The organism is Xanthobacter tagetidis, from assembly GCF_003667445.1.
In the GTDB taxonomy this organism is placed as follows: Bacteria; Pseudomonadota; Alphaproteobacteria; order Rhizobiales; family Xanthobacteraceae; genus Xanthobacter; species Xanthobacter tagetidis.
In genome coordinates this window covers 1-24,636 of sequence record NZ_RCTF01000014.1, presented here as the reverse complement: position 1 = coordinate 24,636, position 24,636 = coordinate 1, and the positions used below count along the sequence as shown (strand labels likewise).

Below are 24,636 nucleotides of genomic sequence, written 5' to 3'. Positions count from 1 at the left end.
GAACGAGGCGGCGCCTCCTGTGGCGCCCGAAGACGCATTTCCCGCAGAATAGTGCTTTGCCGGATGCGGGGAAAGGCCTCCGGCTCAGCGATCGAACAATGTGGGTTCGGCCGCACCGGCTCCGCCGGCCTTGGCGGCGCGCTTGCGGGTCCGGCGCGCTGGGACCTCGCCGCGGGGCGGCGACCCCTCCCCGTCCCCGGCACGGACCGCGACACGGCCGTCCGCGAACTCGATCTCAAGCGCCGCGCCCGGCGCCACGGCGGCGGCGGCGCGCACCGCCTGGCCCTCCGCGTCGCGCACCAGGGCGAAGCCGCGCGCCAGCACGCCGTGATAGGACAGCGCGTCCAGAAGCTGGGCGAGGCTGGCGAGCCGGCGGCGCTCGGCGCGCAGCATGTCCTCCATCGCCCGTCCGGCGCGCCGCGAAAGATCGGCGAGCATCCGGCGGCTGGTGCCGTAGGCGGCGCGCTGCGCCCGTCCGGCCATGTCGAAGCGCCCCGCATGGGCCGCGAAGCGGTCGCGCCGGCGCGCCGTGCCGACGCTGAGCCCCTGCGCCAGCCGGCCGCCGAGCGCGGCGATGCGATCGCCCGCGCGGGCCATGCGGCCGCGCACCACCTCGGGCGAGAGCTTGCGCACCGCGGCCGCAAGCCGCAGCCGATGGGCCAGCGCATTGGCGGCGAGCGCCCGCGGCAGCCGGTCGGCGGCGCCGTCGAGCCGCTGGCGCGGCGCCTGCAGAAGCGTCTCGGCGGTGGGCAGGAGCCGCGACAGCGCGCGCAGCTCGGCGCGGCGGCGCTCCTGGAGCCGCACCGGCGCGGCCGAAAGGCGTGCGCCCAGTCCCTCCACCTGGGCGATCAGGTCCGAGCGCACCGGCACCACCAGCTCGGCGGCGGCGGTGGGGGTGGGCGCGCGCAGGTCGGCGGCGAAGTCGATCAGCGTCACGTCGGTCTCATGGCCGACCGCCGAGACCAAAGGGATGGCGCTCTCGGCCGCCGCGCGAACCACGACCTCCTCGGAAAAGCCCAGGAGGTCCTCCAGCGAGCCGCCGCCGCGCGCCACCACGATCACGTCCGGGCGCGGCACCGGCCCGCCTTCGGCCAAAGCGTTGAAGCCGCGGATGGCGGCGGCGACCTCGGCGGCGCTGGTCTCGCCCTGCACCCGCACGGGCCACACCACCACGTCGCGCGGGAACCGGTCGGCGAGGCGGTGCAGGATGTCGCGGATCACCGCGCCGGTGGGCGAGGTGACGACGCCGATCACGCGCGGCAAATAGGGCAGCTTCTTCTTGCGCGCCGGATCGAACAGGCCTTCCGCCTGGAGCCGCAGCTTGCGCTCCTCCAGCATGGCCATGATGGCGCCGGCGCCGGCGAACTCCAGCGCCTCGATGACGATCTGGTAGCCGGACTTGCCGGGATAGGTGGTCAGCCGTCCGGTCGCCACCACCTCCAGCCCCTCCTCGGGGCGCAGGCGCAGGCGCGCGAAGGTGCCCTTCCAGATCACCGCGTCGAGCCGCGCGCTTTGGTCCTTCAGGCTGAAATAAGCGTGGCCCGAGGAATGCGGGCCGCGATAGCCGGAAATCTCGCCGCGCACCCGCACGTGGCCATAGGCGTCCTCCACCGTCCGGCGGAGCGCGGCGGACAGCTCGGAGACGCTCCATTCGGGCGCGTTGACGCGGGTATCGGGGTGGTCGGCCATCGAATCGGACGCCTCGACTGCGGTCAGGAGAGCATAACGGGAACGCCCCCCATGCGGCGAGCGCAGAGCCGCGGGGGTTGTCGCCGGGCGCGCGAGCCGATAGCCAGTGGGGCAAGAAGAAGGAGAATGCGGGGCATGAACGTATTGCTGCTCGGTTCGGGAGGGCGGGAGCACGCGCTGGCATGGAAGCTGGCGCAGAGCCCATCCATGGGCCAGTTCTATGCCGCGCCCGGTAATCCCGGCATCGCCGAGCATGCGGACCTGGTGGAGGGCATTCCCCTCTCCGCCCATGACTCGCTGGTCACCTTCTGCCGCGACCACGGCATCGACTTCGTGGTGGTGGGCCCCGAGGCGCCGCTGGTGGCGGGGCTGGTGGACCGGCTGGACGCCGCCGGCATTCCCGCCTTCGGCCCCACCGCCGCCGCCGCGCGGCTGGAGGGCTCCAAGCTCTTCACCAAGGAATTGTGCAAGGCCAACCGCATCCCCACCGCCGCCTTCGGACGGTTCTCGGACGTGGATGCCGCCTGTCGCTACGTCAAGGAGCAGGGCGCACCCATCGTCGTGAAGGCGGACGGGCTGATGGCCGGCAAGGGCGTGGTGGTGGCGCTCACGGTGGAGGAGGCGACGGACGCCGTCGCGCAGGTGTTCGCCGCCGGCGGCACCGAGGTGCTGATCGAGGAATTCATGGAGGGCGAGGAGGCGAGCCTGTTCGCCCTCGTCGACGGCGAGACGGTGGTGCCGTTCGGCAGCGCCCAGGATCACAAGCGCGCCTATGACGGCGACCTCGGCCCCAATACCGGCGGCATGGGCGCCTATTCGCCGGCCCCCGTGCTGACGCCGGAGCTGGAGGCGCGGGCGATCGCCGAGATTCTCGTGCCCACCGCGAAAGCCATGGTCGCCGCCGGCACGCCCTATCGCGGCGTGCTCTATGCCGGCCTCATGCTCACCGCCGAGGGGCCGAAGCTGGTGGAGTACAATTGCCGCTTCGGCGATCCCGAGTGCCAGGTGCTGATGCCGCGCTATGCCGGCGACCTTCTGGAGGTGCTCTATGCCACCGCCACGGGCCGCCTTGCCGAGGTCACGCCCTCCTGGTTCCCGCTCTCCGCCATGACCGTGGTCTATGCCAGCCGCGGCTATCCCGGCCCGCACCAGACCGGAAGCGTCATCGGCGGGCTCGGCGAGGCCCGTGCCGATGAGGGCGTCCTGGTGTTCCAGGCCGGCACCCGCCTCAAGGGGGCGAACATCGTCTCCAATGGCGGCCGGGTGCTCAATGTCACCGGCAGCGGGCGCACCCTCGCCGAAGCGCGGGCGCGCGCCTATGACGCCATCGCCAAAATCGACTGGCCGGAAGGCTTCTTCCGCAAGGACATCGGCTGGCGCCTGCTCGGCCGCCCGTCCTGACCGCCGCCCCCCAGCCCGACCGGAGCCCTGCCGTGACCGACCGCGAGAAGCCGCCGCTGCCGACCCTCGACAGCTTTCCGGTGCAGGCCTTCGACACCATCCGCTTCGGCGACACGGACATGCTGGGTCATGTCAACAATGCCGTGATCTCCACCTATCTGGAGACCGGGCGCACCCAGCTCCTGCGCGCCGGCGACCGCGCGCTGGCGCCCGAGGGCACCTTCTTCTCGCTCGCGCGCATCGTGCTCGACTTCCGGGCCGAGGTGCTGTGGCCGGGCGAGGTGAAGGTGGGCACCCGCGTCCTCAAGGTCGGCCGCAGCTCGGTGACGCTGGGACAGGCGCTGTTCCAGGATGAAAAGTGCGTCGCCACGGCCGAGACCGTGATGGTCCTGGTGGACCGGCAGTCCCGCCGCTCGACCCCGTTCCCGCCCGAAGTGGCCGCGCGTCTCGGCACCCTCGCCTGAGGTCGCGACGGTAGCGGGAGCCCCCGCTCCCGGCCGCCTGTTCCCCGCCTCCGTGGGGCCTGCCTTTTCCTGGCCGGCCGTTTTGCTTTATCAAGGCGCGGCGGCGCGTTCGGCCGCCGTCTGGAATCTGCCCGGTGCGCCTGCTGCCGCTCGCCTTCACCCTGCTTGCCGCCACCGTGCTGGGGCTCGGCGTGACGTGGTTCGCCGTCAGCGGAAGCCGCGGGCTCGACGTGGTGCGCTCCGGCCCCTGGGAGGGCTGGCCGCGCGCCGGAACGGTGAAGGCCGACCCTTACGCCCGCGCCGCCCTCGCCCGCTCGGGCGAGCTGCCCATCGAGCTGGCCGACGGCCTGCTCTTCCTCGCCGGCACGGACGATGCCGGCCGGCCCATCGACGGGCGCTGCGTGACGCGCATCTCCGGCGTGCTGCCGCAGGCGCGGCTGTGGACCCTGACGCTCATGGATTCGGACGGGCGGCTGATCCCCAACGATGCCGGCCGCTACGGCCTCACCAGCGCCGAGGCGGTCTATACCGACCAGGGCGCCATCGACGTGCGGCTGTCGCCGCGCGCGCGCTCCGGCAACTGGCTGCCCACCGGCGCGCGCAGCCGGGTGAAGGTGGTGCTCCGGCTGTATGACGCGCCGTTCTCATTCGCCTCGGGCGCGGGCGATGCCATGCCGCTGCCGCACATCGTGCAGGAGGGATGCCCGTGAGCGGGATGGATGCCATCCGCGACCGCCGGACAGACGCCGGCCCCCTGCGGCGGCGGCTCGGCGGCCTTTTGGCGCGGATCGCCCGCTGGCCGGCGGGGCTGCTGCTTTCGGCGGCCGTGGCGGTGGTGCTGGCGGGCATCGCCCACATCATCTCCATCCTCGCCATGCCGGCCTTGGCCGAGCGCAACGCCTATGCGCGCCTGTCCGAGCTGGCCGAGAGCAACATGATGGTGATGCTGCCGGACCCGACGCCGCAGGAGGCGGTGCTGCCGATGACGGACCCGGCCTTCATCTCGGCGGTCTGCCTCTACGACTTGTCGCAGCGGCCGGTGAAGGTGCGGGTTCCGGCGACGTCCGACTATACCTCGGTGTCGTTCTATACCGCCGAGGGTCTCGCCTTCTACGCGCTGAGCGACCAGGCGGCGGGGGCGGTGATCGAGCTGGACCTCATGACCGCGGCGCAGAAGGCGGCGCTGCCGGAGGACGAGGAAATCACCGCCGCCGACCGGCTGGTGATCGTCTCCCCCTCGGTGGAGGGCGTGGTGATGGTGCGGGCGTTCGTGCGCGAGCGCGGCATGCGGGCCGGGGTGCGCAAGCAGCTGGAAGCTGCGGGCTGCGGCCAGGCAAGCTGAGCCAAGACATCACGCGCGGGCCGATGCGCGGACCGCGATCCCGCTCCTGCGCGCATTCCGGCGGCCTTGCCTCCGATCGCGCAGAGCCGGTTCAGTGGACCTTGCGGTCGAGGCCCGGCCCCTGGCCGCGCACCCGCGCCAGCGCCATTTCCGGCTCCGCATGGCGCTCGATGCGCACCACCGGCAGGATCACCACCTTCGGCCCGGCCAGCGGCGCCGGCTCGGATATGGGAGCGGCCTCGCGTTTCCGCTTCGCCGCGCTGAACAGTACCACCGTGCTCATGCCCCTCGTCCTCTGCGTGGTCCCAGCACCAGGAACGCTCATGAGCCGTTATGGTTTCGCAGACCTTAACGCAGCATTAACCGCGTCCCGCAGCGGCAGTCCTCAGAGGGCGGCCAGATCCAGGAAGTGCCGGCCGGCGCGGTCCTCGATCGCCACGACGAAGATGTCGGGGTCGAACTTCAGCTCGCGCGCGATGCGGGCGTCGGCCTCCGCCTCGGGCCGGCCGGGCGGCACCAGCTCCACGAACTTGCGGTCGGCGGGATAGGCCTCGTCGAACGCGGTCTGGGGCGCCGGGCCGTAGAGGGCGGCGCCGTCGGACGTCACCACCTTCACGAAGATCGCGCCGGCTTCCTCGGCGCCGCGCCGCTCCACCACGGCGAAGGCGCCTTCGACGCTCGCGCGGCGCAGCAGCGCGGAGACGAAGATGGCGCTCTTCAGCCGCATCAGTTCACCGCCGTGCCGGTGACGGCCGACAATTCGCGCACCAGGCGATCGGACATCTCCCCGTCCGCCGGCAGGTTCCGGTCGCGCTGGAAGCGCTGGATGGCGAGGCGGGTCTCGGTGCCGGGGCGGCCGTCCACCTTGATGGGGCCGTAGCCGAGCCGGGCGAGCGCCTTCTGTATCGACAGCACGCGCCCGTTCGCCGGCAGGTCCGCCGGCGGGCGCACCGCGCCCGTGACCTCGGGCGACGGCGCGGTGCCGACCGCCGCGAGCGGGCGCCGCACCGTCGTATCCTGCGGCCGAGCCGCAGCCGCATTGGGCGCGGGCGGCGGGGCGCCGGTGGTGCGCATGACGAGATAGCCGAGCGAACCGTCCGTTGCGCCGCCGGTCGGTGCCGGCTGCGCAACAGCCGGGGCGGGGGCCGGCGCGGCGGCGCTCCGGGCGGGCTTCGATTTGTCCGCGGCGGCATCCGCCACCGGGCGCTTGGGCGGCACGGGCACGCCGCCGCCCGGCCCCTGGAACACCAGCGCGTTCACCGCCACCGCGACGCTGAGCGCGGCGAGCAGCGCGCCGGCGGCGAGGTCTGCCGCCCTAAGCCGCCGCCCGCCGCCCACGGCAGGCTCCGGCGCCATGCCGGCGCCCTCGGCGAGATCGTGGACGTCGGGGGCATATCCGTGCGCGTTCATGCGGTTCTCCGGGCGGAATGTTCGGTGCCGGCGCGCAAGGCGAAGGGCGCCACCACCTCGGCGCCGGACGCATCCTCCGCTGCCGCCGGCGCGCGCGCCGCGTCGCAGAGCGGCAGGCGGACGGTGACGCAGGTGCCGCGGCCGAGCGTGCTGTCCACATCGAAGGCGCCGCCGTGCAGGCCCACCAGACCCTTGACCACCGCGAGCCCGAGGCCCGAGCCGCGCGCCCGCTGGTCGGCGTCGCCGGCTTGGAAGAAGGGCTCGCCGAGGCGCTTCAGCTCGTCCGGCCCCATGCCCGGCCCGCTGTCGCGCACGCGCACCACGAGGCGGTCGGCCTCGGCGCGCAGCGCCACCTGGACCCGGCCGCCCTCGGGCGTGAACTTCACCGCATTGGCGATCAGGTTGAGGAGGATCTGCCGCAGCGCCCGCCGGTCCGCTTCCACAGCCGGCAGCCGCGCGGCGAGCGCGGTGCGGATGACGATGGTGCGGCGCGCGGCCTCGACCTGCATCATCTCCACGCAGCCGCCGACCAGCTCCGCCGGGTCCACCGGCTCGATGTCGAGCGTGTAGGCGCCGGCCTCAACGCGGGAGAGGTCGAGGATGTCATTGACGAGGCCGAGCAGATGCCGGCCGCTGTCGTGGATGATGCGGGCATAGTCCGCCTTGCGGGCGTCGTCGATCGGCCCGCCGGCCTCGGTGGCGAGGATTTCCGAGAAGCCGATGATGGCGTTGAGCGGGGTGCGCAGCTCGTGGCTCATGGCGGCGAGGAAGCGGCTCTTGGCGGCGTTGGCGGCCTCGGCCTCGGCGCGGCCGCGCGCCTCCGCCTCCGCCCGCGCCTTGTGGGCGCTGGCCTCGCGCCAGATGCAGCGCACCTCGCCGCGCCGCGCGGGCAGGATGCGCACCTCGAACGGCAGGAAGGCCGGCGGGCCGCCGGCGACCGCCCGTGCCCTGAGATCGCAGGTGGCCGGCACGCCGCGCGCGGCGAGCGCCAGAGCGGAGAGGAAGGAGGGGCGATCCGCCACCAGGATGCGCTCGTAGACGCCCGCGCCGAGCAGGCCCGCGCCGGGATCGGCGGCGGCCTGCGGCCGGCCCGCGAAGGCGGCGCCGAGGGCAGCCTCGGCCGACGCGGCGGGCGCGCTGCGGAACGGGCCTTCGAGCCGCTCGACCGCCATGGTCTCGCCCTGGCGGTTGTGGCGGGTGACGAGCAGCGCGTCGTCCTCGGCCTCGCGCCGGCCCACCTGGGCGGCGGACGCGGCGAGGCCCCGCGCCACGGCGGCAAGCGCGGCGCACACCAGAGCGACGCCGAACAGGAAGAAGGCATCGGCCAGCGCGCCGGAGGCAAGCCCCCCGGCCTCGGCCAGGAACACGATGCCGGCGCTCGCCGCCGCGATCAGCGCCAGGAGCCCGAGAAGCGTGGCGGTGACGCGCCCAAGGCGCGCGAGCCGTCCCATGCGGCTGCGTGCCGCATGCTGGGGCGCGGCTTTGGGCCCGCTGGGCCGGAGTGAACGGTCATAGGTGAAAAGCGGCACGGCGCGCCCCTTGGCCCTCGAATTGCCCCCGGCCGGATCGGCCCTGCGGCGTCGCCCGCGCCAGGCCGGCTTCCGCCGTGCCGGGAGCTTGGCCCGCCACCGTTTAAGCATTGCTAAGCCGGCGGCGCGCGACCTGCCCCCAGCGTTAACGATGTCTTTAAAAGTCGGCCCCGGGCCCCGCCGCCGCCCCGCGCCCTCTGGTATGATCTCAAGGCTCGCGAATGGATCGCGGGCTGTGACGAGGCGGACATGTTCTTCCTGTTGCGCATGGGCTTCCTGCTCGCCGTCGTGCTGGCGCTGCTGCCCCTCGGGCTGAAGGGCGAGAGCGGGCGGGACGTGAGCGTGTTCGAGGCCTTCGGACTGGTTCAGGCGGTGATCGCCGACGCGCGCGGCTTCTGCGACCGCCAGCCGCAGGCCTGCGACGTGGGCGGGCAGATGGCGGTCCATCTCAAGGAAAAGGCGCAGGTGGGCGCGCGCTGGCTCTACCAGGCCGTGGGCGAAGCCCAGGCGCCCGACGCCGCCAAGGCCGCGACCACGGCAGCCGGCGCGCCGGCGCCTGCGGGCACCGCCATCAGCCTCGATCCCGCACGCATGCCGTCCGCCGGCCAGCTCAACCTCACCCCGCAGGACCTGCTGCCGGCCTGGGGCGGCGGCGGCAATCTCCAGGCGACCCCGCCGGCGCCCGCGCTGCCGGCCTCGCTGCCCGCCGCCGCGCCCTTGCCCCCGCGCCGCCCGGCCTGAGGACATCGGCCGGCGATGCCGGTATAGTGGCGCCGATGGCCGCAAGGATCACCCGATGGACGCCGAGGACCTGATCGCCGATTTCGAACTCCTGGACGACTGGGAGGACCGCTATCGCCACGTGATCGAGCTCGGCCGCGCGCTGCCCCCCTTTCCGGACGCGGAGCGCACCGACGCCAACAAGGTGCAGGGCTGCGCCAGCCAGGTCTGGCTCGTGTGCCACCGCAAGCACGGGCCGGCCGGAACGGTGCTGGAGTTCGAGGGCGATTCGGACGCCCACATCGTGCGCGGCCTCGTCGCCGTGCTGCTCGGCCTCACCTCCGGCCGCACGCCGGAGGAAATCCTCAACACCGACGTGCTCGCCACCTTCCGCCGCATCGGGCTGGAGGGCCATCTCACCCCGCAGCGCTCGAACGGCCTGCGGTCCATGGTGGAGCGCATCCGCGGCCACGCCCGCTCGGCCCTCGCCGAGGCGTGACTGCGGCGGGAGCCCGTGTCCCTGCGGCGTGCATTCTGATCCCGCCCGGTCCCGGCTTCCTCTGCCTGCCTGGGCTGGGACGGGAGACCGGGCCGCAGGCTCCGACGCGCACGCCGGGACGCCCCTCTCCTTATGGCATCGACGCCGCCGCGGGACTTGGCTATGGTCCGCCCATAGCTGAATTGGAATGTCTCGAAGGCGCGTCGGCGGTTTCGATCTCACGGACCCGCTCCGGCCCCGGGCCAGACACCCGCGAGCAAGAATGATTCCGGGCCTGACGCGCCTGCGGCGGCCGTGGCGACAATGATGGAGCCGGCAATGGACTTCGATCCGGTCACTCTCGCACGCATCCAGTTCGCCTTTACCGTCTCCTTCCACATCATCTTCCCGAGCTTCACCATCGGGCTGTCGGCCTTCATCGCGGTGCTGGAGCTGCTGTGGCTGAAGACCGGGCGCGAAGTGTTCCACCGGCTCGCCCGCTACTGGACCAAGATCTTCGCGGTCTCGTTCGCCATGGGCGTGGTGTCGGGCATCGTCCTGTCCTACCAGTTCGGCACCAATTGGAGCCGCTTCGCCGAGGTGGCCGGCTCGGTGATCGCGCCGCTGATCGGCTTCGAGGTGCTCACCGCCTTCTTCCTGGAGGCGACCTTCCTCGGCATCATGCTGTTCGGCTGGAACCGGGTGCCCGCCTGGCTGCACGTGCTGGCCACCTGCGTGGTCGCCTTCGGCACCTTCATGTCGGCGTTCTGGATCCTGTCCGCCAACAGCTGGATGCAGACCCCCGCCGGCTTCGAGATGCGCGACGGCGTCGCCTATCCGCTCGACTGGCTGGAGATCATCTTCAACCCGAGCTTCCTGCACCGCCTGCCGCACATGCTGCTCGCGGCCTACCTCACCACCTCGCTGGTGGTGCTGGCGGTGGGCGCGCGCTATCTGCTCGCCGGCCGCTTCCAGGAGGAGGCGAAGGTGATGGTGGTGATGGCGATCGGCATGCTGGCGATCGTCGCGCCGATCCAGGCCTATGTGGGCGACGCCCACGGCCTCAACACCGCCAAGTACCAGCCGGCCAAGATCGCCGCCATCGAGGCTCACTGGGACGGCTCCAAGCCGGCCCCCCTGGTGCTGTTCGCCTGGCCCGACGCGAAGGCCGAGAAGAACCTCTACGAAATCTCGATCCCCGGCGGCGCCTCGCTGATGATCACCCACTCCCTCACCGGCCTGTTCCCGGGGCTGAAGGACTTCCCGCCGCAGGACCGCCCGCCGGTGATCGGCCCGTTCTTCGGCTTCCGCGCCATGGTGGGGGTCGGCGTGGTGATGATCCTGTTCGGCTGGGTGGGGGCGTTCCTCCTGTGGCGCCGCAAGGTGTTCGAGACGCGCTGGTACCTGTGGCCGGCCTCGCTCGCCTGGCCGCTCGGCTTCATCGCCATCCTGTCGGGCTGGATCGTCACCGAGCAGGGCCGCCAGCCCTGGGTGATCCAGGGCATCCTGCGCACCGCCGACGCGGTCTCGCCGGTGATCGGCTGGAGCGTGGCGGTGACGCTGGTGCTGTTCATCATCGTCTATTCCATCGTCTTCGCGACCGGCCTCTATTTCATGAACCGGCTGATCGTGAAGGGGCCGGGCGGCACGCTGATCGAGCCGCCGCGCAAGGAGCGCCCCACCCGTCCGCTGGCCGCCGCCCACGGCGAGGGCCAGATCACCCCCGGCGAATAAGGCACAGGAGCGGACCATGGAATGGTACCTGCCCGTCATCTGGGGCCTCATCATCGGCGTCGCGGTGATCATGTACGTGATCCTCGACGGCTTCGACCTGGGCATCGGCATCCTGTTCCCCTTCGCCCGGGAGGAGAAGCAGCGGGACACCATGATGAACACGGTGGCGCCGTTCTGGGACGGCAACGAGACCTGGCTCATCCTCGGCGGCGGCGGCCTGTGGGTCGCCTTCCCGCAGGCCTATGCGGTGGTGATGCCGGCGCTCTACCTGCCGGTCATCATCATGCTGCTGGCGCTGGTGTTCCGCGGCGTCGCGTTCGAGTTCCGCTGGGTGGCGGCGTCGAGCCGGCGGTGGTGGAACCTCGCCTTCTCCGGCGGCTCGCTGGTGGCCGCCTTCAGCCAGGGCGTGATCCTCGGCGGCCTGGTGCAGGGCATCACGGTGGCCAACGGCCAGTTCGCCGGCGGCCCGCTCGACTGGGCGACCCCGTTCGCCTTGCTGTGCGGGCTCGGCGTGGTGGCGGGCTATGGCCTGCTGGGGGCCACCTGGCTGCTCATCAAGACCGAGGGCGCGCTCGCGGCGCGCGCCCGGACCCAGGCGCTGCCTCTGCTCTACGCGGTGCTCGCCTTCATGGCGGCGGTGAGCCTGTGGACCCCGCTCGCCTTCGACCGCATCGCCGTGCGCTGGTTCTCCACCCCCAATATCTTCTACCTGGCCCCGGTGCCGATCGTCACCGCGCTGGTGGCCTATCTGGTCTGGCGCTGGCTGAAGGAGGGGCGGGAGATGCTGCCCTTCTTCGGCACGGTGGGGCTGTTCCTGCTCGGCTTCCTGGGCCTCGCCATCTCCACCTTCCCCTATCTGGTGCCGCCCTCCCTCACCGTGTGGCAGACCGCGGCGGCGGTGCCGAGCCAGATCTTCATGCTGATCGGCGTGATCTTCCTGCTGCCGGTGGTGCTGGGCTATATCGTGTTCGTCTACTGGATCTTCCGCGGCAAGGTGCGCGAGGGCGAGGGCTACCACTGAGGTCCCGCACGCCCCGACCGCCTACTCCGCCGCATCCTCCGCGGGGAACAGGCCGAGCTGCTGCGCACGCACCGGCGCGAACGAGCGGCGGTGGTGGATGCAGGGGCCGTGCTTCACCAGCGCCGCACCGTGCTCGGCGGTGCCGTAGCCCATGTGCCGCTCGAAGCCGTAGTCCGGGAAGCTGAGGCCGAGCTGCGCCATCAGCCGGTCGCGCGTCACCTTGGCGACGATGGAGGCGGCGGCGATGGAGGCGATCAGCCCGTCGCCGCCGACGATCGCCTCCACCGGGCAGGCCAAGGCCGGCGGGTCGTTGCCGTCCACCAGCACGAAAGCGGGCTTCACCGGCAGCGCGCGCACCGCATTGGCGAGCGCCCACAGGGTCGCCTGGCGGATGTTGTCGCGGTCGATGCGCGCCGGCGGGGCGAGGCTCACGGCGATGTGCGCGGTGGCGCAGATTTCGAGGTACAGCGCCTCGCGGCGCGCCTTGGGCAGCTTCTTGGAATCGTCGAGGCCCTGCGGCACCCGGGCGGGATCGAGGATCACGGCGGCGGCGACCACGGGCCCGGCCAGCGGGCCGCGGCCCACCTCGTCCGCGCCCGCCACCGGCAGCAGGCCGCTCTGCAGCAGCGCGGCCTCGCGGGCGAAGCCGAGCCCCCGCGCCGCAGCCGGCGGCCGCCCGCGGCGCGGGGCGCCGGCGGCGGTATCGAGGCGCGCGGGCGCCCCGGGGGTGGACGGCTTCGGCGGCATGGACGGACCCCGGACGGCCGGGCGGGGAATCGCCCGCCCTGTGCCCTTCCATAACATGCGCGGCCGGGCCGGGGGGATGCCGGGCGCGGCGCCACACGCGCGCCGCGCTTGCTTTGCCGGTCAACTGGCCTAAATCTGGAGGCAGGATCACAGCGTCGGCGACCGGCCGGCGCCGCAAGGCAATGTCGATGAGCTACGTAGCAGCGGCGAGCGCGCCGCTCCGCAAGACCGGACACATCAAGCTCTACGGGCCCGAGGGCTTCGAGGGCATGCGCCGCGCCGGCCAATTGACCGCGCGCGCGCTCGACGCGGTGGCGGAGATGGTGCGCCCCGGCGTCACCACCGAGGCCATCGACCAGCTGATCTTCGACTTCGCCCTCGCCAACGGCGCCTATCCGGCGACGCTGATGTATCGCGGCTACCGCCATTCGGTGTGCACCTCGGTGAACCATGTGGTGTGCCACGGCATGCCCAATCCCCGCCCGCTGCGGGAGGGCGACATCGTCAATGTGGATGTGACGCTGGTGCTCGACGGCTGGTACGGCGATTCAAGCCGCATGTTCGCCATCGGCGCCATTCCGCGTCGGGCCGAGCGGCTGCTGGAGGTCACCTACGAATCCATGATGCGCGGCATCGCCGCCATCCGCCCCGGCGGGCATGTGGGCGACATCGGCGCGGCGATCCAGGATTTCGTGGAGCCGCAGCACATGAGCGTGGTGCGCGACTTCTGCGGCCACGGGGTGGGCCAGGTGTTCCACGACGAGCCGAACATCGTCCATGTGGGCCGGCGCGGGGAAGGCCCGCAGCTGGTGCCGGGCATGATCTTCACCGTGGAGCCGATGATCAATCTCGGCCGCCCGCACGTGAAGGTGCTCTCGGACGGCTGGACCGCCGTGACGCGCGACCGCTCGCTCTCGGCCCAGTTCGAGCATGCGGTGGGCGTGACCGAAACCGGGGTGGAGATATTCACCCTGAGCCCGAAGGGCTACCACAAGCCGCCCTACCAGATCGCCTGACGGCAAGCGCCATGGCGGAAGAGCCCGAGGACGGCGTCGCCGAGGCCCCCCACTTCCACGGGCATCGCGACCGGCTGCGCGAGCGCTTCCGCGAGGCCGGCGCCCAGGCGCTCGCCGATTACGAACTCCTGGAGCTGGTGCTGTTCCGCGCGGTGCCGCGGCGCGACGTGAAGCCGCTCGCCAAGGCGCTGGTCGACCGGTTCGGCTCCTTCGCCGAGGCGGTCGCCGCCCCGCCGGCGCTGCTCGCCGAGATCCCCGGCGTGAAGCAGGCCATCATCACCGAGCTGAAGCTGGTGGAGGCCGCCGCCCAGCGCCTCGCCAAGGGGCAGGTGAAGCGCCGCCCGGCTTTGTCCTCCTGGAGCGCGGTGCTCGACTATTGCCGGACCTCCATGGCGTTCCAGGACCGCGAGCAGGTGCGCGTCCTGTTCCTCGACAAGCGCAACCAGCTCATCACCGACGAGGTGCTCAACACCGGCACGGTGGACCATGCCCCGGTCTATCCGCGCGAGGTGGTGAAGCGCGCGCTGGAACTGTCGGCCACCGCCATCATCCTCGCCCACAACCATCCCTCCGGCGACCCGACTCCCTCGCGCGCCGACATCGACATGACGCGCAAGATCATCGACGTGGCGAAGCCGCTGGGCATCGAGGTCCACGACCACATCATCGTCGGCAAGGAAGGCCATGCGAGCCTCAAGGGGCTGAAGCTGATCTAGAGCGCGATCCGATCAATTCGAAGCAACTTGATCGGTGAACCGCCCTCGCAACCGGTGGCGGAGCACCGCCGCGCCGATGGCCCGCCGCAGCGTCCCCTAAGCCACTGATATCGCCGCCGCGCGCCGGCCGAAGCCCCAATTTCGCCACGGACTGGACTTTCCGCAAGCGATGCGGTAGATGTCTTGACCTATCGGAGGCTAGAGGCCTCATTTCGCGTCGCTGCCGCGCCTTGATTGGCGCATTGGTTGCAGCGTCTTCAGCGCTCATATGCGCGTCGCCGGGGGAATGACTTCATCAATTGGCCCATACGGAGCACATTGTGCTTCGGTGTGATCGCGTTTGATTGCTGTCTGATCGGGCTTGGCGCAGGGATAAGTCCACACGTCTCTGCATCATCTTGGGGTGCGCACACCGGCGCCGGGGATCCCCCAAGGATTGGTGAAAAGTGGTCTTGCGAGCCGCCGCTTCGCTGCCGGCTCAACCCAGTCGTTCTCTCAACCCGCCGGGGCCGCTGGCCGGCCCTGAACACCCATCGGCCGCCGCGGCACGTCCGGCGGACCGAAGGAGGCAGGAGACAACGACAGCCCATGAAGCATCATCATGACGAAAACTGGCGCCCCCGGAACGATGGCGCCTTCGCCGACCTCGCGATCGTCGGTGCCGGCGCCTGGGGCACGGCGCTGGCGGTGACGGCGGTGCGCGCCGGCCGTCGCGCGGCCCTCTGGGCGCGCGAGCCGGAAGTGGTGCAGACGATCGCGCGCACCCGTGTCAACGCGACGTTCCTGCCCGGCGTGCCGCTGCCCGGCGCGATCCGCGCCACCGGCATCCTGGCCGATGCGACGCGCGCGGCGGAGGCGGTCCTGCTGGCGGTGCCGTCGCAGCATCTGCGCGCGGTCTGCCGCAGCCTCGCCGACGTCCTGCCCGGCGGCGTTCCGGTGGTCATCTGCGCCAAGGGCATCGAGCGCGACACCGGCCTCCTGCTGGAGGCGGTGGCGGCGCGCGAGCTGCCGGGCTCGCCCCTCGGGGTGCTCTCGGGCCCGACCTTCGCCCATGAGGTGGCCGCGGGCCATCCCACCGCCGTCACGGTCGCCTCGCGCGACGTGGGCGCCAAGGGCGAGGCGTCGCTCGCCGCGCGCGTCGCGGTGACCCTCGCCAGCCAGACCTTCCGGCCCTACGTGAGCGCGGACGTGACCGGCGTCGAGGTGGGCGGGGCGGTGAAGAACGTGCTGGCGCTGGCGAGCGGCATGGCGAGCGGCCTCGGCTTCGGCGCCAACACGCGCGCGGCCATCATCACCCGCGGGCTCGCCGAGATCGCCGCCTTGTGCGAGGCGCTCGGCGGCCAGCGCGACACGGTCGCGGGGCTTTCGGGCGTGGGCGACCTCACGTTGACCTGCTCGTCCGAGCAGTCGCGCAACATGCGCTACGGCATGGGCCTCGCCATGGGCCGCTCCGCCGCCGACATCTTCGACGGACGGCCGGTGGTGGTCGAGGGGGTGGAGAATGCGGTCTCCGTCACCGACCTCGCCCGCCGGCTTCGCGTGGACATGCCGATCTGCGAGGCGGTCCGCGCGGTGGTGGAGGGCATGCCCATGGCGGAAGCCATGGCCGCTTTGCTCGACCGCCCCCTGCGCGCAGAGCCGCGCGGCCTGGCGCTCGAACTGCCGCGTCCGGCCGCTGCCCCGGGCATGCCCATCGAGGGGTGCGCCTGATGGGGCGCGCAGGCGCGCGGCTGGTGCTGGCGACCGACCTCGACGGCACCTTTCTCGGCGGCAGCGACCTCCAGCGCGCCGACCTCTATCGCTGGATCGAGGCGCGGCGCGCCGAGATCACCCTGGTGTTCGTGACCGGCCGCGATCTGCCGTTCGTGCGGGCGCTGGCAGCGCGCGGCGTCCCCCGGCCGGACTTCGTCATCGGCGACGTGGGCACGACCATTGCCGGCGGCGCCGGCCTCGTCCCGCTGGCCGAGCTGGAGCGCCCCATCGCCGAGGCCTGGCGCGATGCCGGCGCGCGGGTGCGCGAACTCCTGAAGGGCGAGCCGGGCCTGACGCCCCAGCCGACCGAGTTCCGCTACCGCATGAGCTATTGCTACGACCCTGCCGCCCTGCGTCCGAGCGCGCGGGAGAAGGTCGAGGCGGCCGGCTTCGACTGCCTGACGTCCGCCGACACCTTCTTCGACGTGCTGCCCCGCGGCGTCTCCAAGGGCCCGACGCTGGAGCGGGTGATCCGGCATCTGTCCATCGCGCCCGAACGGGTCCTGTGCGCGGGCGACACGCTCAACGATCTGTCCCTGCTCAGCACGCCGTTCGCGGGCGTCGCCGTAGGCAATTCGGAGCCGGCGCTGGTGCGCGCGGTCGCGAACCTGCCCGATGTCTATCTGAGCCGGCTTCCCGGCGCGGCCGGGATTGCCGATGCGCTCGCGCATCACGGCTTCATGGAAGGGGGAGCAGAATGAAGAAATCGGACCTCGTCATCGTCTACCACCGGCAGCCCTTCGAGGAGGTGGTGGAGGACGGAAAGACGCTCTACCAGGAGCATTCGAGCCCGAACGGCATCGTGCCGACCCTCAAGAGCTTCTTCGGCGCGGTGGATCAGGCCGCCTGGGTCGCCTGGAAGCAGGTGGATCCGAAGGCGAAGAAGCACTTCGAGCGGGTGGTGCGGATCGAGGATTCCTACGGCACCTACAACGTCTCCCGCCTGCCTTTGACCGCGCACCAGGTGCGCAGCTTCTACCACGTCACGTCCAAGGAGGCGCTCTGGCCGATCCTCCATTCCTTTCCGGAGAAGTACAATTACGATCCGGTGGACTGGGAGACCTTTCGCGAGGTGAACTGGCTGTTCGCCGAGGCCGCCGTGGCCGAGGCGGCGGAAAATGCCGTGGTCTGGGTGCACGACTACAATCTGTGGCTCGTGCCGCGCTACGTGAAGCAGTTCCGGCCGGACGTGAAGGTGGCGTTCTTCCACCACACGCCTTTCCCGGAGCCCAGCATGTTCAACATCCTGCCGTGGCGCGCGGAGATCGTGGAGAGCCTGCTCGCCTGCGACCTCGTGGGCTTCCACGTGCCGCGCTATGCCATGAACTTCGTCTCCACCGCGCGCAGCCTCAAGCCGGTGGACCTGATCGAGGAGGTGCCGGTGGGCGACGGACTGTCGCCCTACGGCATGGCGCTCTCGGTGCCGCAGGTGCCCACCCGCATCGGCTATGAGGGGCGCGAGATCGCCATCGAGGCGCTGCCGGTCGGCACCAATGCGGCCTACATCGATGAATTGAGCCGCAGCCCGGCGACCCGCGCGCGGGAAGCGGAAATCCGGGCCACGCTCGGCGGGCGGAAGTTCATCGTCTCGGTCGGCCGCTCGGACTACACCAAGGGCACGCGCGACCTGCTGCTTGCCTATGAGCGGCTGCTGGAGCGCCGGCCGGAACTGCGCGAGAACGTTCAGCTGATGGTCACGTCGGTCGCGGCCAATGCCGGCATGACGGTCTATCGCAACGTGCAGCGCGAGATCGAGCAGATCGCCGGCCGGATCAGCGGCAAGTATGCCACCTTCTCCTGGCAGCCGCTGGTTCTGTTCACCTCGGCGATCCCGTTCGAGGAACTCGTGGCCTATTATCGCTGCGCCGACGTGTGCTGGATCACGCCCCTGCGCGACGGGCTCAATCTGGTCGCCAAGGAGTATGTGGCGTCCCGCGCCGACATGATGTCTGGGGCGCTGGTGCTGTCCGAGTTCACCGGCGCGGCGGTGGAGCTGCCGACGGCGGTGATGGCCAACCCCTACTCCAACCGCAACATGGATTCCGCCATCGACCAGGCGCTCGACATGCCGGCCGAGGAGCAGAAGGAGCGGCTGGCGGCGATGCTGGAGCAGGTGCGCCGCTACGATTCGGCCCACTGGGCCCGGCGCACCCTGGCGTGCTTCGGAGCCCTCGCGGAGAACGGACCGCAGCAGCCGGAGATCGCCGCCTGACCGGGTGGGGCGCCCCCGCCCCGGCCACGGGCCGGGCGGGGGGCGGGGTCAGTTGATCTCGATCCCCGCGGCCTTGATGATCTGCGCATAGCGCGCGGTGTCGGCCCTGATGCGGGCGACGAACGCCTCGCCGTCGAGGCCCGCCGCCTCCGCGCCGGCGGTGTTGAGGCGCGCCACCACGGCGGGATCGGCGATCGCCGCCTTCAGGTCCTTCGCCACCTTGGCGACGATACCGGCGGGCGTGCCCTTGGGGGCGAACAGCCCGACCCAGATCGAGGCGTCGAAATCGGCGATGCCGGCCTCGCGCGCGGAGGGCCAGTCGGGCGCGAGCTTGGTCCGCTCCTGCGTGGTCATGCCGAGGACCTTCACCTTGCCGGACTTCACGTGCGGCAGAGCGGACGAGACCGCCAGCACGCTCACCGGCACCTCGCCGCCGGCGATGGCCGCCGCCGCCGGCGCGCCGCCCTTGTAGGGCACGTGCAGCAGCTTGGTGCCGGTGATCATGGCGAACCATTCGGCGGTGAGGTGGTTCATGGTGCCGGCGCCGGGCGAGGAATAGGCGATGTCGCCGGGCTTGGCCTTGGCGGCCGCGATGAACTCCACCAGCGAGCCGTAGGGCGCATTCGCGTTCGCCGCCCAGAGCAGCGGGGTGTTGGTCACCATGGCGATGGGGACCAGATCCTTCTGCGGATCGTGGGTCAGGTTCTTGTAGAGGGCCGGATTGATGGTGATCTCGCCATTGGTGGCCATCAGGAGCGTGGTGCCGTCGGGCGCCGAACGCACCGCCGCGTCGACGCCGATGGTGCCGCCGGCGCCGGGCCGGTTCTCCACCACCACCTGCTGCCCCCACATCTCGGAGAGCTTCTGGCCCACCACCCGCGCGGCGATGTCGGTGACGCCGCCGGGCGAGAACGGGACGATCAGGTGCACCGGCTTGGTGGGCCAGTCCTGGGCGGAAGCCGGCGGCACGGCAAAAAAGGCGAGCGCAGCCAGCGGCGCCGCGGCCGCGGCGCGCACGAGGGTCTTCAGCATGGTCATCCCCCTGGATGGTTGAGCGCTGTCCGCCGGGACCGGCGCTCCAATGGGCGCGCCGGGCCGTCCGGCGCCCCTCCTCAAACGGGGCGCCGGGCCGGCATCGGCGGCTGAACGGAGCGCGCTCCGCGGCGGCGCATGAGGCGCCGCGCGGGGCGGCCGGTCACTTCTCCGGCTTGAGGCCGATGGCCTTCACCAGCGGCCCGAAGCGGGCGTCCTCTTCCTTGTAGAACTTCGCCAGTTCCTCCGGGGTCGAGCCCACGAACACGGCGCCCTGGGGCTCCATGCGCGCGCGCAGCTCGGGATCGGCCGCGACCTTGGCGAGGTCGGCGCTCATCTTGTCGACGATCGCCTTGGGGGTGCCCTTCGGCACCACGATCGAGGTCCAGGACTGCGCCTGCAGGAACGGGAAGCCGGCTTCGGTGGACGTCGGCACGTCGGGCAACTGGGCGGAGCGCGTGGGCGCCAGCACCGCGATCGGCCGCAGCTTGCCGGCCTTGATGTTCGGCATCACCTCGGTCGGTACCCCGGCATAGAACTGGAGCCGGCCGGCGACGAGGTCCACCACCCCCTGCCCGCCGCTCTTGTAGGGCACGTGGACGAGGTCGATCTTCTCGTTCTGGGCCAGCATCTCGCCGATCAGATGGGGCGTGGTGCCGGCGCCCGGCGAGGGATAGGTGAGGCCGGGATTCTTCTTCGCGTACTCCACCAGCTCCTTCAGATTGTGGATCGGCAGATTGGCGTTCACCACCAGCACCAGGGGATAATAGGCGATCAGCGAGACCGGCTCGAAGCTCGAGGTGGTGTAGGGCAGGTCCGGATAGACGTGCTGGGTGATGATGAAGGGCGGCGGCGCGACCATCATGGTGTAGCCGTCCGCCGGCTGCTTGGCGGCATAGGCGGCGCCGACGGTCGTGGTGGCGCCGGGCTTGTTCTCGACCACCACCGGCTGCTTCCACATGTCGGTGAGCTTCTGCGCGACGCTGCGGCCCATGATGTCCGACGAGCCGCCGGGGGCATAGGGCACCACCAGGGTCACGGGCTTGGTGGGAAAGTCCTGCGCCCCGGCAATGCCGGGGGCCAGCAGCGCCGGCAGCAGCGCGAGAGCATATTTCCAGGTCATGTTCTGGTCCCTCTGGTTATCTGAAAATATGAACGTCAGACAATCTTCATGCGCATCGGCACCGGATGTCAATATGCCTACGGATCGAAGCTAAATTTTTCAGCATTAGCCTTGTTGTGCGCCACGAAACGGGCCGAACCTGCCTAACGCAGACGCGCTTCCGGCCGACATCCAGCACCCGGCCCGGCCGCACCCGCGCACGAAAAAGGCCGCCTCCCGTCAGGAGGCGGCCTTGTCGGAGACCGGCGCGGCGCGCGGATTCAGTGGCCGGCGCCACCGAAGTCCTGGGGCACCGTATTCTTCGCCACCCGCACCTTCTTCGTGGTCTCGGGCGTGTTGCGCGAGCGGCCGACCACGCGCGGCACGCCGGCCGTGACCACCGCGCCCACGGCGGGAACGTCGCCGTTCACGAGGCCGGCCAGCGCGTCGTTCTGCGAGCCGCCGGCGCAGGCGTCGATCACCACCACGTCGGCGTCCCGGCCGGGGGCGATGATGCCGCTGTTGAGCCGGTAGACGCGGGCATTGTTGCCGGTGGCCGCGGCGATGGCGATCTCCGGCGCCATGCCGCCCAGCGAGGCGAGGTGGCTGATGGTGTAGAACATGCCGAGCGGCATGATCCCGCTGCCCGTGGGCGTATCGGTGGCCACCAGCAGCCGGTCGAGCCGCCCGGCCTCGGCCAGCAGCTTGCCCACCAGCAGCGTGGTGCGCAGATTGCCCGCGGTGCACACCTGCATCGCGACATCCGATTCGCCCACGAGACGCGGGAAGTCGGCGTCCGGAATGGCGGTGGGGCCGCCGTTCACATGGTAGGACACGTCGGGCGCGATCTTCAGCACATGGTCGGCCCAGATGCCCGACGAGCCGGGGATCGAAGAGCCGCCGGTATGCACCATGGAGACCATGCCGTGGGCCCGCGCCATGGCGACGAGCGGGGCATACTCGTAGGGCGTGGCGAAGGCGCCGAAGCCGGCCTTCACCATCCACACGCCGAGCCTCGCCAGCTCGGCGAAGTCGGCCTCGGCCAGGCCGGGCTCCAGGATCAGCGAGCCGGCATGCACCCGCATGCCGCCCGGCCGGTAGGTCTCGAAGCACTTCATGGCGGCGACCGCGAGCGCCTTCACGCCCGCCACGTCCTTCGGCCGCCCCGGCACGTGCACCTCGGAGGCGCTGATGGCGGTGGTGACGCCGCCATGGACGTAGCTCTCCAGGAAGCCCACCGTCTTCTGGCGCGGCGTGTAGTCGCCGAAGGTGATGTGGACGTGGGAATCGATCAGGCCCGGAATGGCCGTCGCGCCGCCCGCGTCGATCACCACGTCGCAGGCCTCCACCGCGGCGGCGCCGAGCGTGCCCACCGCCTCGATGCGGCCGTCCGCCATGAGGATGCCGTCGCCCGGCGTCACCGGGGCGGAGAGGTCGCCGGTGACGATCCGGCCGAGATTGACGATCGCCGTGCGCATGGATGCGCCCTCCCTGCTCAGGCGGAGGCCTTGGCCTTGCGCGCCTCGACCTCGTCATGGGTCATGCCGCCCACGCGCGCGTTCAGCCGGCCGCCGCTGGCGAGGCAGAAGATGATCGCCACCTCGTCCGGCTGCGGGCCGTCCGGCACCACCACCGACATGCCGTCATAGTGCGAGCGCACATAGACGTCGTCCTTGTGGTTCATGGGCACGTCGATCATCGTGCCCGGAGCGGCGACCTTGGTCATGGACGAGATCCAGGCGTCGCCGCCGCCGATGGCGTCGCGGATCGGGTTCGCGAAGGCCGTGGTCAGCAGCGCGTTGGCGTGCTCCTGGTAGCCGGCGAGGCCGACGATGCCCGCCTTGCCGTAGCTCTGCGCCTTGTGGGGGCCGAGCGCCTCCACGGCGCGCGCGGCGATGAATGCACCGAGGTCGACGCTCGCCGCGATCAGCGGCTTCAGGTCGTCCACATAGCCCTTCCCGGCGAGCGGATTTTCGACGATCGCGACGACCGCCACCTTGCGCACCGGCGCGGCGGCCTTGCGCCCCTCGGCCTCGTTGCGGTCCTCCACGGTGACGATGGTTCGGCGCACATTGAGCTGCATGCGGATCTCTCGAAGGCTTGACTTCAGCGGTCGGCCGACTATGACTTTGTCAGACAATTTGTCAATCGGAAGATCACAGATGCAAACCAAGGCGCCGTCGATCCTGTTCTCCGAAATGACGCCCGGTCCCGACTTCGAGGACAAGTTCCACCGCTGGTACGACGAGGAGCACATCCCCGTCCGCATGGCGTGCCCCGGCTTCGTCAGCGCGCAGCGCTATGCGCGCGAGGACGGCAAGGGCTATCTCGCCGTCTACGAGATGGCGACGCTCGGCGTCATGTCATCCCCCGCCTACAAGGTGGTGAAGGAGCAGCCCTCCGAGCTGACCGCCTGGATGCTGAAGAACGTCACCGGCTTCACGCGCTATCTCGCCGACGAGTCCTTCGTGAAGGCGCAGCCCGGCGCGTTCGATCCGATCGACGCGCCGGTCCTCTACGCGGTGTCCTTCACCGTGCCGGCGGCGGCGCAGGCCGAGTTCGACTCCTGGTACGAGACCGAGCACATCCCGCTGCTCATGGCGAACCCGGACTGGCTGATGGTCCGGCGCCTGCGCATTGCCGACGGCCTCCCCGAGCCCTATACCCATCTGGCATTGCATTACCTTGCGGATTCGCGCGCCCTCGCCTCGCCGGAGCGCGAGAAGGCGCGCGGGACCGAGTGGCGCGCGCGCCTTGCGGCCAACGACTGGTTCAAGGCGAGCTACACCGTTTTCCGGCGTCAGGGTCCGCGCCAGCTTGGCCGAGGTTGAACCGTGCGTCCTTCCGATCTGCGCGTCTCGCCGAAGACCGTCCAGCAGCAGGCGGTGGAGAAGCTGCGCTCCGCCATCATCGCCGGCATCTTCAAGCCGGGCGACCGGCTGGTGGAGGTGGACCTGTGCGGGATGCTCGGCGTCTCGCGCCCCTCGGTGCGCGAGGCGCTCAGGAGCCTTGAGGCCGAGCGCCTGGTCTCCATCATCCCCAACCGCGGGCCGCAGGTGCCGATCCTCACGCTGGAGCACGCCGGCGAGATCTACCAGGTGCGCGCGCTGCTGGAGGGCGAGGCGGCCGCGCTGTGCGCCCGCAACGCCACGCCCGCGGACGTGAAGGCCATGACGGCGGCGCTCGCCGCCTTCGCCAAGGCGGTGCGCGCCGACGACGCGGAGGGGCGCATCGCCGCCACCGCCGACTTCTACCGCGAGATCACCCGGGTGTGCGGCAACCGCATCATCGAGGAGACGCTGCAGGGCCTGCTCGCGCGCATCAACTTCCTGCGCGCCCGCTCCATGTCGCTGCCGGACCGCGGCAAGCAGAGCCATGCGGAGATGAAGGCCATTCTCGACGCCGTGGAGAAGGCCGATCCCGAAGCCGCGCGCGCCGCGGCGGTGCGCCACGTGGAAGAGGCGCACCGCGCCGCCCGCCTCGCCTTCGAGGCCGCGCCGGAACCGGCAAAGGCCGCCGCCCGGGCGTGACCCTTCCCGGCGGGAACGGGAGCGGCAAGGCCCTCCCCCCTTCCGCTCGTTCCTGCGTTCCGACGTCCCGGCCGGCTTCCCGATTCCGGCTTCCCCTTCCCGCTTCCTCCCAACCGCCGTCATGCTCCGGCTTGACCGGAGCATCCACCGGGCCGCCGGCGCGGCGCCAGGAAAACGAAGCGCGGGGCGAGCCGTTGGGTGGATCCCCCGGACAAGCCGGGGGATGACGGTGGTGAAACAAGCCGGAGGCGTGACGGGGGGGATGGAGATGACCGCGCTCTTGCCCCCAACCGCCGTCATGCCCCGGCTTGTCCGGGGCATCCACCGGGCCGCCTGCGTGGCGCCAGGAAAACGAAGCGCGGGGCGAGCCGTTGGGTGGATCCCCCGGACAAGCCGGGGGATGACGGTGGTGAAACAAGCCGGAGGCGTGACGGGGGGAATGGAGATGACCACGCTCTGGCCCCCCTAACAGCCGTCATGCCACGGCTTGTCCGGGGCATCCACCGGGCCGCCGGCGCGGCGCCAGGAAAACGAAGCGCGGGGCGAGCCGTTGGGTGGATCCCCCGGACAAGCCGGGGGATGACGGTGGTGAAACAAGCCGGAGGCGTGACGGGGGGGGGAATGGAGATGACCACGCTCTGGCCCCCCTAACAGCCGTCATGCCACGGCTTGTCCGGGGCATCCACCGGGCCGCCGGCGCGGCGCCAGGAAAACGAAGCGCGGGGCGAGCCGTTGGGTGGA

25 protein-coding genes are annotated in these 24,636 nt (G+C 71.2%); 15 read left to right on the top strand and 10 right to left on the bottom strand.

The genetic code is table 11. From position 1 onward, the window contains the following. Positions 1-84 precede the first annotated feature (84 nt). Complete coding sequence (gene xseA / locus D9R14_RS16045; protein WP_121624363.1) at positions 85-1,689, bottom strand: exodeoxyribonuclease VII large subunit; 1,605 nt, start codon at positions 1,687-1,689, stop codon at positions 85-87. A gap of 135 nt (positions 1,690-1,824) precedes the next feature. Here xseA and purD point away from each other — a divergent pair, with 135 nt between their 5' ends. The 4 genes from purD to D9R14_RS16025 all read left to right on the top strand — a co-directional run bounded on the left by purD (position 1,825) and on the right by D9R14_RS16025 (position 4,896). Beyond that, positions 1,825-3,090: a phosphoribosylamine--glycine ligase gene (purD, locus tag D9R14_RS16040; RefSeq protein ID WP_121624362.1), complete on the top strand. Its 1,266-nt coding sequence runs from the start codon at positions 1,825-1,827 to the stop codon at positions 3,088-3,090. Positions 3,091-3,122: 32 nt separating this feature from the next. Beyond that, on the top strand, positions 3,123-3,554 hold the full coding sequence (locus tag D9R14_RS16035) for an acyl-CoA thioesterase (protein ID WP_121624361.1): 432 nt from the start codon (positions 3,123-3,125) through the stop codon (positions 3,552-3,554). 134 nt (positions 3,555-3,688) lie between these two features. Next, on the top strand, positions 3,689-4,264 hold the full coding sequence (locus D9R14_RS16030; RefSeq protein ID WP_121624360.1) for a DUF1214 domain-containing protein: 576 nt from the start codon (positions 3,689-3,691) through the stop codon (positions 4,262-4,264). 5 nt (positions 4,265-4,269) lie between these two features. Further along, positions 4,270-4,896, top strand: coding sequence for a DUF1254 domain-containing protein (locus D9R14_RS16025; RefSeq protein WP_121624359.1), 627 nt, complete (start codon positions 4,270-4,272; stop codon positions 4,894-4,896). A 91-nt stretch (positions 4,897-4,987) separates the two neighbouring features. On the opposite strand, the gene D9R14_RS16020 is transcribed toward D9R14_RS16025, so the two are convergent. The 4 genes from D9R14_RS16020 to D9R14_RS16005 form a co-directional block, all read right to left on the bottom strand. Next, complete coding sequence (locus tag D9R14_RS16020) at positions 4,988-5,179, bottom strand: hypothetical protein (protein WP_121624358.1); 192 nt, start codon at positions 5,177-5,179, stop codon at positions 4,988-4,990. 102 nt (positions 5,180-5,281) lie between these two features. Then, positions 5,282-5,623: a DUF1491 family protein gene (locus D9R14_RS16015; protein ID WP_121624357.1), complete on the bottom strand. Its 342-nt coding sequence runs from the start codon at positions 5,621-5,623 to the stop codon at positions 5,282-5,284. Then, complete coding sequence (locus D9R14_RS16010; protein WP_121624356.1) at positions 5,623-6,306, bottom strand: peptidoglycan-binding domain-containing protein; 684 nt, start codon at positions 6,304-6,306, stop codon at positions 5,623-5,625. The genes D9R14_RS16015 and D9R14_RS16010 overlap by 1 nt, the downstream gene beginning before the upstream one ends. Then, a complete protein-coding gene (locus D9R14_RS16005; RefSeq protein WP_121624355.1) occupies positions 6,303-7,757 on the bottom strand; it encodes a sensor histidine kinase in 1,455 nt (484 codons plus the stop codon). Before D9R14_RS16005 ends, D9R14_RS16010 begins: the two co-directional genes overlap by 4 nt. A gap of 327 nt (positions 7,758-8,084) precedes the next feature. Between D9R14_RS16005 and D9R14_RS16000 the strand changes: the two genes are divergently transcribed. The 4 genes from D9R14_RS16000 (at position 8,085) to cydB (ending at position 11,788) form a co-directional block, all read left to right on the top strand. Continuing rightward, positions 8,085-8,576: a DUF5330 domain-containing protein gene (locus D9R14_RS16000; RefSeq protein ID WP_121624354.1), complete on the top strand. Its 492-nt coding sequence runs from the start codon at positions 8,085-8,087 to the stop codon at positions 8,574-8,576. Positions 8,577-8,631: 55 nt separating this feature from the next. Beyond that, a complete protein-coding gene (locus D9R14_RS15995; protein WP_121624353.1) occupies positions 8,632-9,054 on the top strand; it encodes a SufE family protein in 423 nt (140 codons plus the stop codon). A 318-nt stretch (positions 9,055-9,372) separates the two neighbouring features. Further along, positions 9,373-10,767, top strand: a complete 1,395-nt coding sequence (locus D9R14_RS15990) for a cytochrome ubiquinol oxidase subunit I (protein WP_121624352.1) — start codon at positions 9,373-9,375, stop codon at positions 10,765-10,767. A 16-nt stretch (positions 10,768-10,783) separates the two neighbouring features. Then, a complete protein-coding gene (gene cydB, locus D9R14_RS15985; RefSeq protein WP_121624351.1) occupies positions 10,784-11,788 on the top strand; it encodes a cytochrome d ubiquinol oxidase subunit II in 1,005 nt (334 codons plus the stop codon). Positions 11,789-11,809: 21 nt separating this feature from the next. Here cydB and rnhB read toward each other — a convergent pair whose 3' ends face one another. Next, the gene (gene rnhB / locus D9R14_RS15980; RefSeq protein WP_121624350.1) at positions 11,810-12,535 is read right to left on the bottom strand and encodes a ribonuclease HII; all 726 of its coding nucleotides are present in this window, start codon (positions 12,533-12,535) and stop codon (positions 11,810-11,812) included. A 188-nt stretch (positions 12,536-12,723) separates the two neighbouring features. On the opposite strand from rnhB, the gene map reads away from it, so the two are divergent. From map to ggpS, 5 genes are all read left to right on the top strand, one after another. Then, positions 12,724-13,551 carry a type I methionyl aminopeptidase gene (gene map, locus D9R14_RS15975; RefSeq protein WP_121624349.1) on the top strand — a complete coding sequence of 276 codons (828 nt, stop codon included), beginning with the start codon at positions 12,724-12,726 and terminating at the stop codon, positions 13,549-13,551. Between the two features lie 11 nt (positions 13,552-13,562). Continuing rightward, positions 13,563-14,267 carry a RadC family protein gene (gene radC, locus D9R14_RS15970; protein WP_121624348.1) on the top strand — a complete coding sequence of 235 codons (705 nt, stop codon included), beginning with the start codon at positions 13,563-13,565 and terminating at the stop codon, positions 14,265-14,267. A gap of 588 nt (positions 14,268-14,855) precedes the next feature. Continuing rightward, complete coding sequence (locus D9R14_RS15965; protein WP_121624347.1) at positions 14,856-15,977, top strand: NAD(P)H-dependent glycerol-3-phosphate dehydrogenase; 1,122 nt, start codon at positions 14,856-14,858, stop codon at positions 15,975-15,977. Next, positions 15,977-16,720: an HAD family hydrolase gene (locus tag D9R14_RS15960; RefSeq protein ID WP_121624346.1), complete on the top strand. Its 744-nt coding sequence runs from the start codon at positions 15,977-15,979 to the stop codon at positions 16,718-16,720. Before D9R14_RS15965 ends, D9R14_RS15960 begins: the two co-directional genes overlap by 1 nt. Further along, on the top strand, positions 16,717-18,231 hold the full coding sequence (ggpS, locus tag D9R14_RS15955) for a glucosylglycerol-phosphate synthase (RefSeq protein ID WP_121624345.1): 1,515 nt from the start codon (positions 16,717-16,719) through the stop codon (positions 18,229-18,231). The genes D9R14_RS15960 and ggpS overlap by 4 nt, the downstream gene beginning before the upstream one ends. A 48-nt stretch (positions 18,232-18,279) precedes the next feature. Here ggpS and D9R14_RS15950 read toward each other — a convergent pair whose 3' ends face one another. From D9R14_RS15950 to D9R14_RS15935, 4 genes are all read right to left on the bottom strand, one after another. Further along, a complete protein-coding gene (locus D9R14_RS15950; RefSeq protein WP_170168641.1) occupies positions 18,280-19,263 on the bottom strand; it encodes a Bug family tripartite tricarboxylate transporter substrate binding protein in 984 nt (327 codons plus the stop codon). A 163-nt stretch (positions 19,264-19,426) separates the two neighbouring features. Beyond that, positions 19,427-20,386: a Bug family tripartite tricarboxylate transporter substrate binding protein gene (locus tag D9R14_RS15945; RefSeq protein WP_121624343.1), complete on the bottom strand. Its 960-nt coding sequence runs from the start codon at positions 20,384-20,386 to the stop codon at positions 19,427-19,429. A 260-nt stretch (positions 20,387-20,646) separates the two neighbouring features. Further along, positions 20,647-21,843 carry an amidohydrolase family protein gene (locus D9R14_RS15940; protein WP_121624342.1) on the bottom strand — a complete coding sequence of 399 codons (1,197 nt, stop codon included), beginning with the start codon at positions 21,841-21,843 and terminating at the stop codon, positions 20,647-20,649. A 17-nt stretch (positions 21,844-21,860) separates the two neighbouring features. After that, entirely contained in the window at positions 21,861-22,448 is a 588-nt protein-coding gene (locus tag D9R14_RS15935) for an amino acid synthesis family protein (RefSeq protein ID WP_170168640.1), read from the bottom strand. Positions 22,449-22,527: 79 nt separating this feature from the next. Between D9R14_RS15935 and D9R14_RS15930 the strand changes: the two genes are divergently transcribed. Both D9R14_RS15930 and D9R14_RS15925 read left to right on the top strand, forming a co-directional pair. Further along, entirely contained in the window at positions 22,528-23,196 is a 669-nt protein-coding gene (locus D9R14_RS15930) for a DUF4286 family protein (RefSeq protein ID WP_170168639.1), read from the top strand. A 3-nt stretch (positions 23,197-23,199) separates the two neighbouring features. After that, positions 23,200-23,895, top strand: a complete 696-nt coding sequence (locus tag D9R14_RS15925) for a GntR family transcriptional regulator (protein ID WP_121624339.1) — start codon at positions 23,200-23,202, stop codon at positions 23,893-23,895. The last annotated feature ends 741 nt before the right edge of the window (positions 23,896-24,636 follow it).

Excerpts from the sequence above, each read along its gene's own strand:
- xseA (WP_121624363.1), bottom strand. The coding sequence starts at position 1,689 with ATGGCCGACCACCCCGATACCCGCGTCAACGCGCCCGAATGGAGCGTC.
- purD (WP_121624362.1), top strand. The coding sequence starts at position 1,825 with ATGAACGTATTGCTGCTCGGTTCGGGAGGGCGGGAGCACGCGCTGGCA.
- D9R14_RS16025 (WP_121624359.1), top strand. The coding sequence starts at position 4,270 with ATGGATGCCATCCGCGACCGCCGGACAGACGCCGGCCCCCTGCGGCGG.
- D9R14_RS16020 (WP_121624358.1), bottom strand. The coding sequence starts at position 5,179 with ATGAGCACGGTGGTACTGTTCAGCGCGGCGAAGCGGAAACGCGAGGCC.
- D9R14_RS16015 (WP_121624357.1), bottom strand. The coding sequence starts at position 5,623 with ATGCGGCTGAAGAGCGCCATCTTCGTCTCCGCGCTGCTGCGCCGCGCG.
- D9R14_RS16010 (WP_121624356.1), bottom strand. The coding sequence starts at position 6,306 with ATGAACGCGCACGGATATGCCCCCGACGTCCACGATCTCGCCGAGGGC.
- D9R14_RS16005 (WP_121624355.1), bottom strand. The coding sequence starts at position 7,757 with ATGGGACGGCTCGCGCGCCTTGGGCGCGTCACCGCCACGCTTCTCGGG.
- D9R14_RS16000 (WP_121624354.1), top strand. The coding sequence starts at position 8,085 with ATGTTCTTCCTGTTGCGCATGGGCTTCCTGCTCGCCGTCGTGCTGGCG.
- D9R14_RS15995 (WP_121624353.1), top strand. The coding sequence starts at position 8,632 with ATGGACGCCGAGGACCTGATCGCCGATTTCGAACTCCTGGACGACTGG.
- D9R14_RS15990 (WP_121624352.1), top strand. The coding sequence starts at position 9,373 with ATGGACTTCGATCCGGTCACTCTCGCACGCATCCAGTTCGCCTTTACC.
- cydB (WP_121624351.1), top strand. The coding sequence starts at position 10,784 with ATGGAATGGTACCTGCCCGTCATCTGGGGCCTCATCATCGGCGTCGCG.
- rnhB (WP_121624350.1), bottom strand. The coding sequence starts at position 12,535 with ATGCCGCCGAAGCCGTCCACCCCCGGGGCGCCCGCGCGCCTCGATACC.
- map (WP_121624349.1), top strand. The coding sequence starts at position 12,724 with ATGAGCTACGTAGCAGCGGCGAGCGCGCCGCTCCGCAAGACCGGACAC.
- radC (WP_121624348.1), top strand. The coding sequence starts at position 13,563 with ATGGCGGAAGAGCCCGAGGACGGCGTCGCCGAGGCCCCCCACTTCCAC.
- D9R14_RS15965 (WP_121624347.1), top strand. The coding sequence starts at position 14,856 with ATGAAGCATCATCATGACGAAAACTGGCGCCCCCGGAACGATGGCGCC.
- D9R14_RS15960 (WP_121624346.1), top strand. The coding sequence starts at position 15,977 with ATGGGGCGCGCAGGCGCGCGGCTGGTGCTGGCGACCGACCTCGACGGC.
- ggpS (WP_121624345.1), top strand. The coding sequence starts at position 16,717 with ATGAAGAAATCGGACCTCGTCATCGTCTACCACCGGCAGCCCTTCGAG.
- D9R14_RS15950 (WP_170168641.1), bottom strand. The coding sequence starts at position 19,263 with ATGCTGAAGACCCTCGTGCGCGCCGCGGCCGCGGCGCCGCTGGCTGCG.
- D9R14_RS15945 (WP_121624343.1), bottom strand. The coding sequence starts at position 20,386 with ATGACCTGGAAATATGCTCTCGCGCTGCTGCCGGCGCTGCTGGCCCCC.
- D9R14_RS15940 (WP_121624342.1), bottom strand. The coding sequence starts at position 21,843 with ATGCGCACGGCGATCGTCAATCTCGGCCGGATCGTCACCGGCGACCTC.
- D9R14_RS15935 (WP_170168640.1), bottom strand. The coding sequence starts at position 22,448 with ATGCAGCTCAATGTGCGCCGAACCATCGTCACCGTGGAGGACCGCAAC.
- D9R14_RS15930 (WP_170168639.1), top strand. The coding sequence starts at position 22,528 with ATGCAAACCAAGGCGCCGTCGATCCTGTTCTCCGAAATGACGCCCGGT.